The sequence below is a fragment of the Pectobacterium versatile genome, assembly GCF_003932035.1.
GTDB lineage: Bacteria > Pseudomonadota > Gammaproteobacteria > Enterobacterales > Enterobacteriaceae > Pectobacterium > Pectobacterium versatile.
This window is the reverse complement of sequence record NZ_CP034276.1, coordinates 3,825,875-3,841,769: the sequence shown is the minus strand read 5'-3', so window position 1 is coordinate 3,841,769 and position 15,895 is coordinate 3,825,875. Positions and strand designations below refer to the sequence as shown.

13 protein-coding genes and 1 pseudogene are annotated in these 15,895 nt (G+C 54.1%); 8 read left to right on the top strand and 6 right to left on the bottom strand.

Annotated elements, in window-relative coordinates; all coding sequences use genetic code 11:
- Positions 1-4 precede the first annotated feature (4 nt).
- A complete protein-coding gene (locus EIP93_RS17445; RefSeq protein ID WP_228925395.1) occupies positions 5-1,717 on the top strand; it encodes a DUF2235 domain-containing protein in 1,713 nt (570 codons plus the stop codon).
- A gap of 42 nt (positions 1,718-1,759) precedes the next feature.
- Entirely contained in the window at positions 1,760-2,026 is a 267-nt protein-coding gene (locus EIP93_RS17440) for a type VI secretion system PAAR protein (RefSeq protein ID WP_102119147.1), read from the top strand.
- A 59-nt stretch (positions 2,027-2,085) separates the two neighbouring features.
- On the opposite strand, the gene mtnA is transcribed toward EIP93_RS17440, so the two are convergent.
- On the bottom strand, positions 2,086-3,114 hold the full coding sequence (mtnA, locus tag EIP93_RS17435) for an S-methyl-5-thioribose-1-phosphate isomerase (RefSeq protein WP_125233046.1): 1,029 nt from the start codon (positions 3,112-3,114) through the stop codon (positions 2,086-2,088).
- Between the two features lie 152 nt (positions 3,115-3,266).
- Between mtnA and mtnK the strand changes: the two genes are divergently transcribed.
- A complete protein-coding gene (gene mtnK, locus EIP93_RS17430; RefSeq protein WP_119158285.1) occupies positions 3,267-4,469 on the top strand; it encodes an S-methyl-5-thioribose kinase in 1,203 nt (400 codons plus the stop codon).
- A gap of 61 nt (positions 4,470-4,530) precedes the next feature.
- Here the strand turns inward: mtnK and yajD are convergent, their stop codons facing one another.
- On the bottom strand, positions 4,531-4,881 hold the full coding sequence (gene yajD / locus EIP93_RS17425) for an HNH nuclease YajD (protein WP_010282592.1): 351 nt from the start codon (positions 4,879-4,881) through the stop codon (positions 4,531-4,533).
- A gap of 281 nt (positions 4,882-5,162) precedes the next feature.
- Positions 5,163-7,610, bottom strand: a complete 2,448-nt coding sequence (gene fadE, locus EIP93_RS17420; protein ID WP_125233045.1) for an acyl-CoA dehydrogenase FadE — start codon at positions 7,608-7,610, stop codon at positions 5,163-5,165.
- Positions 7,611-7,964: 354 nt separating this feature from the next.
- On the opposite strand from fadE, the gene lpcA reads away from it, so the two are divergent.
- A complete protein-coding gene (lpcA, locus tag EIP93_RS17415; RefSeq protein ID WP_005975726.1) occupies positions 7,965-8,546 on the top strand; it encodes a D-sedoheptulose 7-phosphate isomerase in 582 nt (193 codons plus the stop codon).
- A 156-nt stretch (positions 8,547-8,702) separates the two neighbouring features.
- A complete protein-coding gene (locus EIP93_RS17410) occupies positions 8,703-9,470 on the top strand; it encodes a class II glutamine amidotransferase (RefSeq protein ID WP_039361094.1) in 768 nt (255 codons plus the stop codon).
- On the opposite strand, the gene dpaA is transcribed toward EIP93_RS17410, so the two are convergent.
- Complete coding sequence (gene dpaA, locus EIP93_RS17405) at positions 9,441-10,175, bottom strand: peptidoglycan meso-diaminopimelic acid protein amidase (protein ID WP_039495133.1); 735 nt, start codon at positions 10,173-10,175, stop codon at positions 9,441-9,443. The genes EIP93_RS17410 and dpaA overlap by 30 nt on opposite strands.
- Before the next feature lie 256 nt (positions 10,176-10,431).
- A pseudogene (locus EIP93_RS17400) lies at positions 10,432-11,214 on the bottom strand (class I SAM-dependent methyltransferase); the annotation flags it as partial.
- Between the two features lie 220 nt (positions 11,215-11,434).
- Between EIP93_RS17400 and EIP93_RS17395 the strand changes: the two are divergent.
- Both EIP93_RS17395 and dinB read left to right on the top strand, forming a co-directional pair.
- Positions 11,435-12,235, top strand: a complete 801-nt coding sequence (locus EIP93_RS17395; RefSeq protein ID WP_116362530.1) for a helix-turn-helix transcriptional regulator — start codon at positions 11,435-11,437, stop codon at positions 12,233-12,235.
- Between the two features lie 75 nt (positions 12,236-12,310).
- Complete coding sequence (gene dinB, locus EIP93_RS17390) at positions 12,311-13,369, top strand: DNA polymerase IV (protein WP_107333359.1); 1,059 nt, start codon at positions 12,311-12,313, stop codon at positions 13,367-13,369.
- A 66-nt stretch (positions 13,370-13,435) separates the two neighbouring features.
- Here the strand turns inward: dinB and pepD are convergent, their stop codons facing one another.
- Entirely contained in the window at positions 13,436-14,896 is a 1,461-nt protein-coding gene (gene pepD, locus EIP93_RS17385; RefSeq protein ID WP_107333358.1) for a beta-Ala-His dipeptidase, read from the bottom strand.
- Positions 14,897-15,227: 331 nt separating this feature from the next.
- On the opposite strand from pepD, the gene gpt reads away from it, so the two are divergent.
- Positions 15,228-15,686, top strand: coding sequence for a xanthine phosphoribosyltransferase (gene gpt, locus EIP93_RS17380; RefSeq protein ID WP_005975741.1), 459 nt, complete (start codon positions 15,228-15,230; stop codon positions 15,684-15,686).
- The last annotated feature ends 209 nt before the right edge of the window (positions 15,687-15,895 follow it).

Below are 15,895 nucleotides of genomic sequence, written 5' to 3'. Positions count from 1 at the left end.
TAAAGTGGATTGGGATGATATGGAATGTCGTGTTGCGCGTGAAGAGAGTCGTCATCAGGCAGGGATAGGTACTTGCTCACTAGCGTTACAGATAGGCTTCTTCTTTGATGGTCTGAAACGAAATATCAATGTGGATGAAGAGAGCCAGCGTCTGACTAATGTAGGGCGCTTGTTTCGATCTCATCCTTTAGAGATTAAAGCCAGCCTCACATCCTCGTACGCTTACGCTAAAGTTTATATTCCTGGTTTAGGTACAACCCTTGACGATACGCCGTCCGAAAGGCTGGACAGCATTATGGACGCCAGACAGAAGGCGCTGCCAGAGGATTATGCCGATGCGCTGGTTGAACAGGGTAAAGAAGCGGCGGTAGATACGGTCAAGGGGGCTTTCAAAGGCGACTGGAGTCAGGTGCTCTCCAATAAACTGGACGACCTGCGCACCATGAAGAGTGGCCTCGACGCCGCCACGTCCGCTGCCAAAACGGCGGCGACCCGTGCTCTGCTCGAAGCTGCTGAACCTATCCGAGATAACCCGATAGTGGCTGAGTTGATGATGACCGGCGTCGATGCGCGGGTGGATTCAGCAAAGAACCAATTCAAGCTAAACGTGGCTGATGTAAAAAAAATTAATCAACTGCCCATCAAATTGATCCAGATTTCGGTGTTCGGTGCCGATCTGGGAGCCGCGTTGGCCCGGCGTTTTATCGACGAGTTATTGGAGTCGGTCTGCACCAAAGTAGGGAACGAGTATCGCTACGAAGACAGTAAAGTCGAGGTCATTTTTGCTGGCCTGTTCGACTGCACGCGCCGCAGCTCGCTGGACATGGGGGATACCGTGGCAACCGTCTCTGATGGGGCCGGACTGGTTGCCCGGCACCCTGTTGTTGGCATGATCACCACGGCTTTTGGCGCGAAAGTGATTGCGTTTGATAAACCCCTTCATCCCGCGGTAAAAAGTGCCTTGCACCTGATAGCGGCACATGAACGACGAGAATCCCGTCCTCTGTTGCCGTTGGGGCCGCTCAAATCAGGCTGGCGTGAAGTGCTTTGCCCCGGCATCAGTGAAGACGTGACGGGCGGGCTGCTACCCAACGAACAGCGCCCCAGCGCCGAGCTGTGTCGGGTGCCGTTGCGACAGATGTTCGAAACGGCGCGCAGGGCGCAGGTGCCTTTTCCCAACTTTAAAACGCTTAATCAGAAAGACCCCTACGTGGCAAGCTACTTCATCATGCAGGACAGCCGGCTGGGCTACTCGGCGAAGGTATACAGCGAGTTTTACAGCAAATGGGTGGGGAAAATGAACCCGACACCGGAAGCGTTTGAACTGCACATGATCCACTATTGCGTCTGGCTAGGGGAAAAACTGCATGATTACAAGATACTTTTCAAAAACGCGACAGGAAGCGAACGGGATAAACTCAACGTGCAGTGGGGCTGGCTGAAGCAGGTCGAGTACGATGCAGATAATGTGCGGAGAAGCAGGGGGCTGCGCCGGCAGATGTACCAAGGGGCCGATTTGGTGAAGTTCTTTAATGAAACTAAACGAGTGCCGCATGAGGCAGATATTTTCTTCAATTATTTTATGCACGACTTTGCGTCTGAGGAACTCAAGTTCGCTACGCTGAACGATCAGGCGGGTACGATGTTGAGGAACAATAATTTCTTCGTCCCACGTGGAATAGAGGTAGTCGCTGCCGATGATGAAGCTGCCGCATGATCGTTGCAACAAGGCTGACTATTTAGTTAAAAGGACTAAAAAATGGGTAATGCCGTTAAATTAGGTGATAGCGATACCGGGCACGGTAGCCATCCGCCGACGCCCGTCGCGGCGGGTTCATCAACGGTTAAGGTTGACGGCCTACCGTTGGCCCGACAAGGCGATCCGCTGGTTCCTCACGGCCATGACCGGAGCATTAGCAGCGGTTTATCCAGCGTACTCGTTGACGGTAAACCCGCGGCGCGAACGGGTGATGCAGTAAGCTGCGGTGGTGTATTGATTGGTGGAGGAACGGTCACTATTGGGTGATGGCTTTGCCGCGTCCGTGCGGCGTATCCTGAGGCTCTTGGAAATGTTTGGGTTTGTTATCAATTCAACGCCTTCTGAAATATCCCTTCTTTGACGTCTTGTGGGGTGACCACGCCGGTGTCGAGTACCCAGCCGCTGATTAAGGCGGCGGGGGTGACGTCGAATGCCGGGTTGTAGACGGCGGCGTTCTGCGGGGCCCACTGGCAGTGGCCGAAGCTGCCGGAGACGCCGGTGACTTCGGCGGCGGCACGCTGTTCGATAGGGATGGCTCGACCATCTGGGCACGCGGGATCGTGCGTGGTGTGCGGTGCCGCGACGTAAAACGGAATCTGGTGATAGTGCGCCAGTACCGCGAGGCTGTAAGTGCCGATCTTGTTGGCGACGTCGCCATTAGCCGCAATGCGGTCTGCACCGACCCAAATTGCATCGACCTGACCCTGCGCCATCAGGCTGGCGGCCATCGAATCACAAATCAGTTGATAAGGGATGCTCAGCTCGCCCAGCTCCCACGCCGTGAGGCGTCCGCCCTGCAAAAGTGGACGTGTTTCATCGACCCACACCTGCGCGACTTTCCCCTGCTGATGCGCACGCAGCAGCACGCCGATAGCGGTGCCGATGCCCGCAGTTGCCAGCCCACCGGTGTTGCAGTGGGTTAGCAAGCGGCTGTTGGGGTTGACCAGCGCAGCGCCGCGATCGGCAATGCGCTCACACAGGGCGCGATCTTCTTCTACCAGGCGCAGGGCTTCCTGCACCAATGCATCGACAAACTGCGGCTTTGCTAACGCCAGCTTCATGCGATCCAGATTGTTCATTAGGTTCACGGCGGTAGGACGCGATGCCCGCAGCGTCTCCAGTGCCTGCACCAGTTCGGCCTGTGATAACCCTTTCTCGGCCAGCAGCGCGAGCAGCAGGCTGGCGGATAGGCCAATGAGCGGTGCGCCGCGTACTCGTAGCGTCTGGATATGCTCAACCAGTGACGCGACATCTGGACACGGGCTCCAGCGTTTTTCTTGCGGTAGCGCCTGTTGGTCGAGGATCCACAGTTGGTTATCAACGATTTTCAGGCTGGTTGTGTTAAGTGTCTGCATAGGTCGTTAAATCCATGTTGCATCGATATTCTTATTCTGCCAAGATGCCTAATAGATGTATAGACGTCCGAACGTTTTTATGTCCATATATTTATTTCAAAAATAGTTTTAATTTAAGAACAGTTTTGATTTCAGAATAGCGAGGAGTTGGAATGTCACTTTACCGCACTTTTACGGCGGATGACGCTGTTGAATATGCCCGCCAGTACGGTGGTGTCAGTCAGCCGCAAACGCTGGTAGCCGCAGAAGAGATCGGCGATGGCAATCTGAATCTGGTGTTTAAAATTAAAGACGAAGCGGGCGTCAGTCGGGTAATCGTTAAACAGGCGCTGCCCTACGTGCGCTGCGTCGGGGAATCCTGGCCGCTGACGCTTGACCGCGCCCGCATTGAAGCTGAAACGTTGCTGACGCACGCGCGTTTTTGTCCGCAACATACCGTGACCGTGTTATATCACGATCCCGAACTGGCGGTGATGGTGCAGGAAGATCTCTCCGATCATCGTATCTGGCGTAGCGAGTTGGTTAACGGCGCGGATTATCCTCAGGCGGCGGCACAGCTGGGGGAATATCTGGCGCAGACGTTATTCCATACCTCTGATTTCTATCAGCACCCGCATGAGAAGAAAGCGGCGGTAAGCCAGTTCACTAACCCTGAACTGTGTCAGATCACCGAAGATCTTTTCTTTACCGACCCCTATATCGATCACGAAAGAAACCAATTTGACGCTGCGCTGACGCCGGATGTGCTGGCCTTACGTGACGATCGGGCGCTGAAGCTGGCGGTTGCCGGACTGAAGCATGGCTTCTTGAGCAAAGCGGAGGCGCTGCTGCACGGTGACATTCACAGTGGATCGATCTTTGTGGCAGAAGGGCGCTTAAAGGCGATTGATGCTGAATTCGGTTTCTACGGGCCGATCGGCTTTGATGCCGGCACCGCAATCGGCAATCTGTTGCTGAATTATTGCGGTCTACCGGGGCTACTCGCACCGCGTGAGGCGGCGGCTGGACGCGAACGACGTTTGGAAGATATTCGTACGCTGTGGCAGACCTTTTCCGCCCGTTTTCTGGCATTGAGCGAAAGCGAAAGCCGCGATCCTGCGCTGGCTGAATCAGGTTATGCCGCGCTGTTTTTACAGCAGGTTTGGCTGGATGCCGTTGGCTACTGCGGCACCGAATTGATTCGCCGCACGATTGGGCTGGCGCACGTCGCCGATCTGGACAGCATTCAGGAGACGGAAGCGCGTTTAGCGTGCCAGCGACATGCTATTTCGCTGGGCAGAACGTTAGTGCTGGCGGCTCCGCATATTGCTGATGTGGATGCGCTGCTGGCGCGTGTGCGACAGAGCGGCGCCTAACTCGTTAATTACGTATGCGATAACCGCTCCCGCCAACGAATCGGTGGGAGCGGCAAACAGACTATTTCTTCCCTTTATTCATCATGGCCTGCAAATTCGCGAAAGGATTATGGGTGGCAACTCCGACATCCTTCTGTGCATCTTCGCCTGCAACGACGGTCGAACCGTACATATCCGCATCGGTATATTTTGAATGCTCATGGTCGTGGCAGTAGAGGCACAGCATTTCCCAATTACTGCCATCTTCTGGGTTATTGCTGTGATCGTGATCGATGTGGTGAACGGTTAATTCACGCAGGTTGGAATAGACGAATTCGCGTGAACAGCGACCACATACCCACGGGAAAAGTTTGAGCGCTTTTTCGCGGTAGCCGCTTTCAAGTCTGGCATAGTTCTTGGGGATGTAAGCCATGTGTCAGGTTTCATTCAGAAGAAAAGATGGCGTAGATTTTACAACTGATGTGCCTTTAAAGGAAAGAACAGGCCGGTATAACCGAACTGAGTTTACTGACAAAGCTTGTTGAGCGGTGATAATGGATAGATCGTAAAGACGCTGCGAGTACATCCCTGTAAGCTCGAGCCGCGCCATCCATGGCGCGGACGCTTTACTCTTCTATTCCATTATCACCGTTCCCATTTCGCAAATAAGTTTGTCAACGATCTCAGGCCGCCATATTGGCGGCCTGATTCTGTTTATGCTGCTTCGGTTTTTCTTTCCGGCTGCGGTACGGGCGCGGGCTTGTTGGCGGCCAGTGCGTCGAACGCAAAGTCATCCACGTTGATTGAACGTAAGCGGCTGGCTTCCGCCTTGGTCAGAATATCCGCTTCTTCTGCGGTAATCTGACCTTCGATCAGCGCCTGTTCTGCCAACTGATCCAATCGCATGAACGGCAGCGGTTTGTCGCTAGCCTTCGACAGGCGTTGGTAAATCGGCTCGGCGGCGATGATATCCAACAGCGCCTCTTCCAACAGCCCCACAGGGTTGTGCTCACTGGCAACCAGATATTGGCCGCGTCCCAGACGGCTGCGCGTTTCCGATGGTGTTTGCAGAATCTTCGCGACCTCATGGTCGAGGCGGTCAGACGGCGCAGCGCAGCGCAGACCCAGCGGGAAGATAATAAAGGTCAGCAGTCCTGCCACGGCACGATTCGGGAAGTTACGCAGCAGATCGTCCAGCGCCTGCTCCGCCTGATGCAGACTGTCCTGAACGCCCCAGTGCACCAGCGGTAAATCTGCTTTCTGACGCCCTTCATCCTCATAGCGTTTCAGCGTCGCGGAAGCTAAATAAAGCTGGCTGAGAATATCCCCGAGACGCGCGGAGATACGCTCACGACGTTTCAGGCTGCCGCCGAGTACCGCCATCGACACATCCGCCAGCAGCGCCAGGTTCGCGCTGAGTCGGTTGAGTTGCTGATAGTAGCGACGTGTTTTGTCATTGACTGGTGCACTGCTCAGGCGGCCGTTGGTCAACCCAAGCCAGAAGCTGCGCACTTTGTTGCTGCCGACGTGGCCGATGTGACCCACCAGCGAACGGTCAAAGCGTGATACGTCGTTATCCTGCGCGGCTGCCATCTCTTCCAGCACATAAGGGTGACAGCGGATGGCACCTTGCCCGAAGATGATCATACTGCGCGTCAGGATATTCGCCCCTTCCACGGTGATCGCAATCGGTGCGCCCTGATAGCTGCGCGCCAGGAAGTTGGACGGGCCAAGACAGATGCCTTTACCGCCGGCGATATCCATCGCATCCAGTACGCTGCGCTGACCGCGGTGGGTACAGTGATATTTCACGATAGCGGAGAGCACCGCCGGTTTTTCACCCTGCATGATGCCGCTGGTAATCAGCGTCGCAGCGGCGTCCATCACGTAAGCGTTACCCGCAATGCGTGCCAGCGGTTCTTCGATGCCTTCCATCTTACCGATGGAGATTTTGAACTGGCGGCGAATGTGGGCGTAAGCACCGATACCGAGGGCAATCGACTTCAGTCCACCGGTAGAGTTGGACGGCAGCGTAATGCCGCGTCCGACCGACAGACACTCCATCAGCATACGCCAGCCCTGACCCGCCATCTTCGCACCGCCGATGATGTAATCCAGCGGAACAAAAATGTTCTCACCCTGCGTCGGGCCGTTCTGGAACGGCACGTTCAGTGGGAAATGGCGGCGGCCGATTTTAACGCCGTCGGTGTCCGTCGGAATCAACGCACAGGTAATGCCTACGTCGTCTTGATCGCCTAACAAATGGTCAGGATCGTACAGCTTAAAGGCCAGTCCCAGCACGGTGGCGACCGGTGCGAGTGTGATATAGCGTTTATTCCAGGTCAGGCGCATGCCCACGACCTGTTCGCCGTGCCAGTTGCCGTAGCAGACTATGCCAGTATCGGGAATCGAGCCTGCATCAGAGCCCGCTTCCGGGCTGGTTAGCGCAAAGCAGGGGACTTCCTGACCGCGTGCCAGACGTGGCAGGTAGTGATCTTTTTGCGCTTCCGTACCGTAATGTTGCAGCAGTTCACCGGGGCCGAGTGAGTTAGGCACGCCGACGGTGATCGCCACAATGCTGGAAACGCCCGCCAGTTTTTGCAGCACCTGTGCCTGTGCATAGGCCGAGAATTCCAGCCCGCCGTACTGCTTCTTGATGATCATGGCAAAGAAGCGATGTTCTTTTAAATATTCCCACAGTTCTGGCGGGATATCGGCACGTTCGTGGGTGATTTCAAAGTCGTTTGCCATTCGGCAGGCTTCAGCAACCGGCCCGTCGATAAACGCCTGCTCTTCGGCGGTCAACTGCGGACGTGGATAGTTATGCAACTTTTTCCAGTCCGGCGCGCCGCGGAACAGGTCGCCTTCCCACCAGGTTGTCCCAGCATCAATCGCTTCTTTCTCCGTGTTCGACATCGGCGGCATGACCTTCTGGAACATGCGCAGCGCGGAAGCAGAAACCAGCTTTTGGCGCAGGGCGGGAACCGTAATCGGAACCAGCAGAATCACGAGCGGAATCATTAACCAGACGGGCCACAGCAACATGGCGGACATGGCCGCGAAGTAGGCCAGTAGGATGGCACTGCCGAGCAGCAGACTGAGCCGATGATAAAACATCGCTCCGATGATAATCAGTAGGAGGAGGATACTGACAGCAACCATAACGTGTCTCCAGCATTGTGATCGAGTTGAGCGTTTTCAGCTTTCCACCGAGCGTTGCGTGGCAGTAGAAAGCGAGAACCGTGTCATCAGTGAAATAAGGCGTAGTAGGTCAATATCATAAGAGGTCTGACCTGTTACTTATATTCGTTGTAGTTTATCTGATTATTTTTATCAATTCGTTTACATCATAATTACAACTCACTTCACAAACCGAGCGGCAGTCGTACGTTTTCTGACGGGCATCAGCGATCCTCTCGATCCCGTGATTACGCGCTTCTCGCTGTTGGTACTATCCGCTACACTGCTGAACAATAGAGAATAGAATGTTGTCACCCGACAAAATGAGAGGATTCCATGTATCAGGATTTAATCCGTAGTGAACTGAAAGAAGCGGCAGAAACACTGAATAATTTCTTGAGTGATGACGCGAACATTCAGTCGATTCAAAATGCTGCGGTACTGCTGGCTAACGCGTTTAAAGCGGGCGGTAAAGTGATCTCCTGCGGTAACGGTGGCTCACACTGTGATGCCATGCACTTTGCCGAAGAGCTGACGGGCCGCTACCGCGAGAATCGACCGGGCTATCCGGCCATTGCGATTTCCGATCCGAGCCACCTGTCCTGCGTCAGCAACGATTTTGGCTATGACTTTGTCTTCTCTCGCTATGTTGAATCGCTGGGGCGTGAAGGCGATGTGCTGTTGGGGATTTCCACTTCGGGTAACTCCGGCAACATTATTAAAGCCATTGCGGCGGCAAAAGCGAAAGGCATGAAGGTCATTACGCTAACTGGGAAAGACGGCGGTAAAATGGCAGGTTCGGCCGACGTGGAAATTCGTGTTCCGCACTTCGGTTATGCCGACCGTATTCAGGAAATCCATATCAAAGCGATTCACATCCTGATTCAGCTGATTGAAAAAGAGATGGCGGATCAGTAAGCCGCTTAATAATAGACTCTAAATAGTTCGAGTTTCAGGAAGGCGGCAAGGGAAGGAATCCCGATGAGCTTACTCAGGTAAGTGATTCGGGTGAGTGAGCGTAGCCAACGCACATGCAACTTGAAATATGACGAGAAGGGAAGGGTAGGAAGTCAGATGTGTGAACTGCTGGGGATGAGCGCGAATGTGCCGACGGATATCTGCTTTAGCTTTACCGGGCTGATACAGCGCGGTGGGAAAACCGGACCGCATCGGGATGGCTGGGGAATTACCTTTTATGAAGGGAACGGCTGTCGTACGTTCAAAGATCCGCTGCCAAGCTATAACTCGCCGATTGCGCGATTGGTACAGGATTACCCTATCAAATCGTGTGCAGTGGTTTCACACATCCGGCAAGCCAATCGCGGCGCGGTGTCGCTGGAAAATACCCATCCCTTTACGCGTGAGCTATGGGGGCGGAACTGGACGTACGCCCACAATGGGCAACTGAAAGGCTACAACACCCTGAAAACGGGCATGTTTCGCCCTGTTGGCCAGACGGACAGCGAATTTGCTTTCTGCTGGCTGCTGTCCCAACTGGCTGAACGCTACCCGCGTACGCCAGGCAACTGGCCAGCGGTATTCCGCTATATCGCCAAGCAGGCAGATGTCTTGCGGGAGAAAGGCGTGTTTAACATGCTGCTGTCGGACGGGCGCTTTGTGATGGGGTATTGCTCAACCAAACTCTACTGGATCACTCGCCGCGCGCCGTTTGGTAAAGCGACGCTGTTGGATCAGGATGTGGAGATTGATTTCCAGCAGCAGACGACACCCAATGATGTCGTCACCGTGCTGGCAACGCAGCCGCTAACGGGCAACGAAACCTGGCATCAGATTATGCCAGGTGAATTCGTTCTATTTTGTTTCGGCGAGCGCATACTTTAAGGTCGGCTGGCTGGTCATCAATGGTGGGTTAACGACGTATTGCCCGTTAAACACCGTGACGGCCGGTGGCTGATTATGCTGATTAAAATAGGTGTACCCCGGCTGAAGCTGTTTCCAGAAGCTGGCGTAGGTGGAATTACGGTGGCGCTGCATGTTCTGTTCCGTCATACGGAACGGGTAGATGGCGATATCAATCTTCGCTTGCCCGTTGCGTAGCGCCGCTTCGGCATAGCGATAAATCTCATCCATATAGGTGTTGGTCATGGCATAGCAGCCAACCGACACACACTCACCGTGGATCATCAAATAACGACCGGAATATCCCTGTGATTTATCATAGTCGTTGGGGAAACCGATATTGATCGCGCGGTAATATTGGCTGTCTGGCTTAAGCTGACGCAGGTCAACCTGATAAAAACCTTCCGGGCTTTTTAAATCCCCCTCAACGCGTTTTGGCCCTAATCCACCCGAATATTTACAGATGGGGTATTGTTCCAATAAACGGTATTCGTTACCGACTTTCGCATAAAGTTCGAATATTCGCTCTTCTTTAAAGATCTGAATATAGATCGGAGAGCCTAATAATTGCTGTTTTAATTCTTTTGCTATCGGCGCTAGCGGTGGTGCGGTCTCGCTGGCTGCGCTGGTAACAACAAGAGAAGGCAAAAAAAACAACATCGCAAACGACAGCGCGATTTTTTGCATTATGGTTCCTGATAATAAAATTGCCTGCTACATGCGGCATCCGCGTCGCGCGACTGGTGTTTTAGCGAAAGCGTTGGGACTGCCGTTATCGGTATCTATTTCGCCGGCGAATAGGCAGCGACGAAAACGAAATCACATTATCATTGGTTTCGTATTAATCAAGCGTTGAAAAGCGCTAAAAAATAACATTTACAAAAAACGGCCCGAAAGGATGCGGGCCGCTCAAATTTGAGGTCGTTAATTGCGGGAAAGTGCGTCAGGCGCGGCTGGCTTCTATCATCATAATGTCGGTGACAAAGGAACCGTCTGCCTGTACGTCAAAATGCTGTACCACCTCATCCGGCAACGTTTTTTGCAGTTCACGAATCGCAACAGCGAAATGTTCTGGCGTGCGCATACGTGCGATCCAACTGCTGAACTCCAGTGTCAGCCTGTCGCTGGTGACGTTACGCACGATAAACCCAGCGTCGGTAAACAGGCTCAGCCATTCGCCCGGTGCGTAATTGCGCACGTGTGAGGTGTCACGCAGCTTCTCTACCGTCTGCAAATAGCTGTCCAGCAGCGGATGACCGGGCGAAACGACATCCATCATGATAACGCGCCCACCCGGTTTCAGAACGCGCCGCATTTCCCGTAACGCCTGTCCGACATCATGCCAGTGATGCGCAGAGTAACGGCTAATGATGATATCTGCGCTGTTATCGTCGAACGGCAAAGACTCGGCTACACCTTGCTGAACGCGGATATTATTCAGTTCTTTTTCTACGGCAGCCTGACTCACCACGTCCAGCATTTGGGAAGACAAATCGTAGGCGACAACCTCCGCGACGGCCTGTGCGGCAGTGAAGCTGGCATGGCCGGCACCGCAGCCGATGTCGATCACGCGCGCCTGCGGGAAGGGCGCTAATAAAGCAGCCAGCCGGGTTAAATCTTTGCCCTGTGCATGCACTGCACTGGTCAGGTAGTTCTGCGCCTGTGAGCCGAACTGATGTTCGACGCGATGATTATGGTTCTGTTTTTCTTCCATCATTGCTCTCGCTTTATCTGAATTGCTTTCGTTTCATCATGGGGTAAACGGCGGCGCGCCAGCCACTAAAGAAGACGTCGGTCTGAACACACTATAATGAGGGAAAAATACGGGTACAATATGAGTATTTATACGGGTATAAAATACTCCCTGTTTGATTAACACCTCTTTCACTCATGCTGTTGTCATCACGAACTCGCCTTGACGAGCGGGATGAAAAGGACACCTGACTATGTCTACACATTCGTTTATGTCTGCCAATTCTCTGAGCGGCCCAAAAGCGCTGGGGGCTTTCTTACGGGCGCTGCGTGAGCGGACTACGCCGGAAATGGTGGGGTTGCCAGCGTCCGGGCGGCGGCGCACCAGTGGGTTACGCCGCGAAGAGCTGGCGCAAATCGCCCGAATCAGCACCACCTGGTATACCTGGCTTGAGCAGGGGCGTGATGTGTCCGCTTCGGCATCGGCTTTGCTCCGTGTGTCGCAGGCGTTAAAACTGGAACCCGCAGAGCACGATTATCTTTTTAGTCTTGCTGGCGTGAAGGATCCTCAGAAGCAGAATAGGGCAATGTCGCCGGATGCGCAGGTTGCCGCCAGCCTGCATCACATCACTTGCCCTGCGTATCTTCTGGATGGTAGCTGGAATATGCTGGCGTGGAATGCGCCGTCGGAACAGCTGTTTGCCGGGTGGCTGGGACACGATCCCGAACCAAACCTGCTGCGTTTCATGTTTCTGAATCCGCTGGCTCAATCGCTGGTGGTCAATTGGCCGGAACGAGCGAAGCGGGTAGTGGCGGAGTTCCGTGCGGAATCAAGCCATTACGCGCCTACTGACGCCGTTCGGCACATCGTGATGTCGCTGTGTGAAGAAAGCCGCGAGTTTGCTCTCTGGTGGTCGCAGCAGGCAGTAACCGCGCGTGAAGGCGGCGAGCGACGTTTCCACCATCCTTTGCTTGGCGATGTGGCCTATCATCAACAGACTTTCCATCCAGCTGTGCAGAACGAATTTAAGCTGGTTATGCTGATCGCGCAGTAAACGCGGCAGGCATCGCGCAGCTTGTCTATACTGATTTTGATATGTATATTTATACAGTATTATCAGAGGGCCAGTATGCGCAAAATCATTCATGTTGATATGGACTGCTTCTACGCAGCAATTGAGATGCGTGATAACCCGCGCCTGCGCGATATTCCTTTGGCGATTGGTGGAAGCGCCGATCGCCGTGGCGTCATTAGCACCGCGAACTATCCTGCCCGACGCTACGGCGTCCGCAGCGCGATGGCAACGGCAACCGCCTTGCGCCTGTGTCCACACCTCACGTTGTTGCCGGGTCGCATGGAGGTGTATAAGTCCACCTCGCGCCAAATCCGTGAGATCTTCTCCCGCTACACGTCGCTGATCGAACCCCTTTCTCTGGATGAAGCCTATCTGGATGTCACTGATAGCCCACACTGCAACGGTTCGGCGACGCGCATCGCCGAAGAAATCCGTCGAACCATCGCCGATGAATTGAATCTGACGGCCTCGGCGGGGATTGCACCCATCAAGTTTTTGGCGAAGATCGCGTCTGAATTAAATAAGCCGAATGGACAATATGTGATTACACCGGAGCAGGTGGATGATTTCCTGCTGACGCTACCGCTGGAGAAGATACCCGGCGTCGGGAAGGTGACGGCGAAGCGGCTGGAGGAACGTGGCCTGCATACCTGTGCTGATGTTCGGGTGTATGCGTTGGCGGATCTGCTTAAAGAATTCGGTAAATTTGGCCGTGTGCTGTGGGAGCGATGTCAGGGGATCGATGAGCGACGGATTTCACCCGATCGGCTGAGGAAGTCGGTCGGCGTGGAGAAGACGCTGGCGCAGGATATTCACGACTGGGAACAGTGTGAAAACCTGATCGAACAGCTCTATGAGGAGCTGGAAGTCCGCCTGAAACGGGTGAAGCCCGATCTGCATATTGCGCGTCAGGGCGTCAAACTCAAGTTTGATGATTTTCAGCAAACCACGCAGGAGCATGTGTGGCCGATGTTGAATAAACAGGATCTGTTGAAGATTGCGCAGCAAACCTGGCTGGAGCGGCGTAAATCCAGAGGCGTCCGGCTGGTTGGGCTACATGTGACGCTGCTCGACCCGCAAATTGAGCGACAGCTGGTGTTTGATTGGGGATAACGCTGTTCAGTTGAGGATAAAAAAGGACGACGTCTATGCGCCGCCCTGATTTTTACGACTACGCGATTAAGCGCGTGGCGGAATTGCTTTCAGCAGCGCTGTCAGCAATTTCCAGTACAGATCGACGCTGCCGATATGCACTTGCTCATCCGGGGAGTGTGGCCCGGTGATGGTCGGCCCGATGGAAACCATATCCATGTCTGGGTACGGTTTTTTGAACAGACCACATTCCAGACCGGCGTGAATCACCATGATGTTCGGCGTCTTGTTGAACAGCTTCTGATACGTTTCACGCACCAGCGCCATGACCGGCGAATGGGCATCCGGCTGCCAGCCAGGGTAGCCGCCTTTCGGTGATGTTTTCGCGCCAGCTAACTGGCCCAGCGCCGTCAGCGTACCGACGACGGCGTCTTTACCGCTGTCGATCAGGGAACGAATCAGGCAGATGATTTCCGCGTGATCGTCTTCCATCGTGACAACGCCGAGGTTCAGTGACGTTTCTACCACGCCTTTGACTTCGTCGCTCATGCGGATCACGCCGTTCGGCGTAGCGTTGAGCAGCGCCAGCAGACGATCGCGGCTGTCCTGCGTCAGCGGGTGCTCGTTGCTGTCGCTGGCTTCCACCAGTACGGTCACGTTTTTCTCAACGGCGGACAGTTCATTTTTCAGCACGGCCAGATAGTCTTGGCTCAGCGCTTTCAACTGCTCGACGTTAGCGGCAGGCAGTGACAGCGTGGCGAAGGCTTCACGTGGAATCGCGTTACGCAGCGTCCCACCGTTCAGATCGAGAATGCGGATATCCAGCGCTTGCGCTTGCTCGAACAGGAAACGAGCCAGCAGTTTGTTGGCGTTGCCCAGCCCCAAATGGATGTCACCGCCAGAGTGGCCGCCTTTCAGCCCTTTAATCGTCAGCTTCAGCGTGTGGTAACCGGCAGGTGGCAGTTCGCGCACCAGCGGCAGGCGGGTGATGAAGTCAATACCGCCGGCGCAACCCATGTAGATCTCGCCTTCTTCTTCCGAATCGGTATTGATCAGGATTTCGCCCTGAAGCCAGTTAGGTTGCAGGCCAAACGCGCCATCCATACCGGCTTCTTCCGTCATCGTCAGCAGCACTTCCAGCGGGCCGTGCTCAACGCTTGGATCGGCCAACACCGCCAGCGCAGAAGCCATACCAATACCGTTATCCGCGCCCAGCGTGGTGCCGCGTGCTTTCAGCCACTCACCGTCAACGTAAGGCTGGATCGGATCGGTAGTGAAATCGTGTACGGTGTCGTTGTTTTTCTGCGGCACCATGTCCAGATGCGCCTGCAACACGACAGGTTTGCGATTTTCCATGCCTGCGGTTGCCGCTTTGCGCAGCAGAATATTGCCGACCTGATCGCGCTCGGTATAGATGCCTTTCTCTTTAGCCCATTCCAGAATGTGCGCGGCCAGCGCTTCTTCATGATAAGAAGGGTGCGGGATGGAACAGATCTTGGCGAAAATATCCCACAGAGGCTGGGGGGAAAGTTGAGATAATTCAGACACTATTTGAGTCTCCTTTTTAGCCACCTATCTTCGCACTCTGGCGTGCAGGCGCTACAGGTTAAAAATTAATCGCAGTTAGCCACGGAACATGGCGCGTCAACGCAGAATATCATTTTCCATCAAAGCAGGGGAATTGCCGTCGGCCCCGTCTTACTTTTCCTGCTGCAATATGAACCAACGGGCTCGGCAGGGCGCTGGTTGTCAGGAAAAACTCGATTCTCACGTTGAGAAAAACTGGTTTTTATGTTGTTGGCTATCTATAATCTCGCGCAACCTTTTTCCCCCCTCAGACTCAACTTAAGCCGTTTTTTATTCGGCTGGGATATATTTTATGAGCGAAAAGTACGTCGTAACCTGGGATATGTTGCAAATTCATGCCCGCAAACTGGCACAGCGTTTACTGCCTGCCGATCAATGGAAAGGCATCATTGCTGTTAGTCGTGGTGGTCTGGTTCCTGGCGCGCTGCTGGCGCGTGAGCTGGGCATTCGTCACGTTGATACCGTTTGCATCTCCAGCTATGACCATGACAACCAACGCGAAATGAAAGTAATCAAGCGTGCCGAGGGAGATGGCGAAGGGTTCATCGTAGTTGACGATCTGGTTGATACCGGCGGTACGGCGAAGGCGATTCGTGATATGTACCCGAAAGCGCACTTTGTGACCATTTTCGCGAAACCTGCTGGTCAACCGCTGGTCGATGACTACGTGATTGATATCCCGCAGGACACCTGGATTGAACAGCCGTGGGATATGGGCGTGGTGTTTGTTCCGCCTTTGTCTGGCCGTTAATTGCCTCAGTGATTTCCCCCAATGCCCGGTTTAGCCGGGCATTGTTGTTTATGGCGACGGTTGTTTCTGAACTGTCATCATTTCTGCCACAGGATTTGATCCGATCGTGTGTTTCTGCCGTTGATATTTGTCTTCTCTGGCCTGAGTTCGTTACACTTTAGTGGGTGACGAAGAAGTCGTCTGATGTCCGCTAACAGCGGTTTACATTA

What these genes read in the sequence shown, in the direction of transcription:
- EIP93_RS17440 (WP_102119147.1), top strand. Translation starts at nt 1,760, where the DNA reads ATGGGTAATGCCGTTAAATTAGGTGATAGCGATACCGGGCACGGTAGC.
- mtnA (WP_125233046.1), bottom strand. Translation starts at nt 3,114, where the DNA reads ATGCAGACACTTAACACAACCAGCCTGAAAATCGTTGATAACCAACTG.
- mtnK (WP_119158285.1), top strand. Translation starts at nt 3,267, where the DNA reads ATGTCACTTTACCGCACTTTTACGGCGGATGACGCTGTTGAATATGCC.
- yajD (WP_010282592.1), bottom strand. Translation starts at nt 4,881, where the DNA reads ATGGCTTACATCCCCAAGAACTATGCCAGACTTGAAAGCGGCTACCGC.
- fadE (WP_125233045.1), bottom strand. Translation starts at nt 7,610, where the DNA reads ATGGTTGCTGTCAGTATCCTCCTCCTACTGATTATCATCGGAGCGATG.
- lpcA (WP_005975726.1), top strand. Translation starts at nt 7,965, where the DNA reads ATGTATCAGGATTTAATCCGTAGTGAACTGAAAGAAGCGGCAGAAACA.
- EIP93_RS17410 (WP_039361094.1), top strand. Translation starts at nt 8,703, where the DNA reads ATGTGTGAACTGCTGGGGATGAGCGCGAATGTGCCGACGGATATCTGC.
- dpaA (WP_039495133.1), bottom strand. Translation starts at nt 10,175, where the DNA reads ATGCAAAAAATCGCGCTGTCGTTTGCGATGTTGTTTTTTTTGCCTTCT.
- EIP93_RS17395 (WP_116362530.1), top strand. Translation starts at nt 11,435, where the DNA reads ATGTCTACACATTCGTTTATGTCTGCCAATTCTCTGAGCGGCCCAAAA.
- dinB (WP_107333359.1), top strand. Translation starts at nt 12,311, where the DNA reads ATGCGCAAAATCATTCATGTTGATATGGACTGCTTCTACGCAGCAATT.
- gpt (WP_005975741.1), top strand. Translation starts at nt 15,228, where the DNA reads ATGAGCGAAAAGTACGTCGTAACCTGGGATATGTTGCAAATTCATGCC.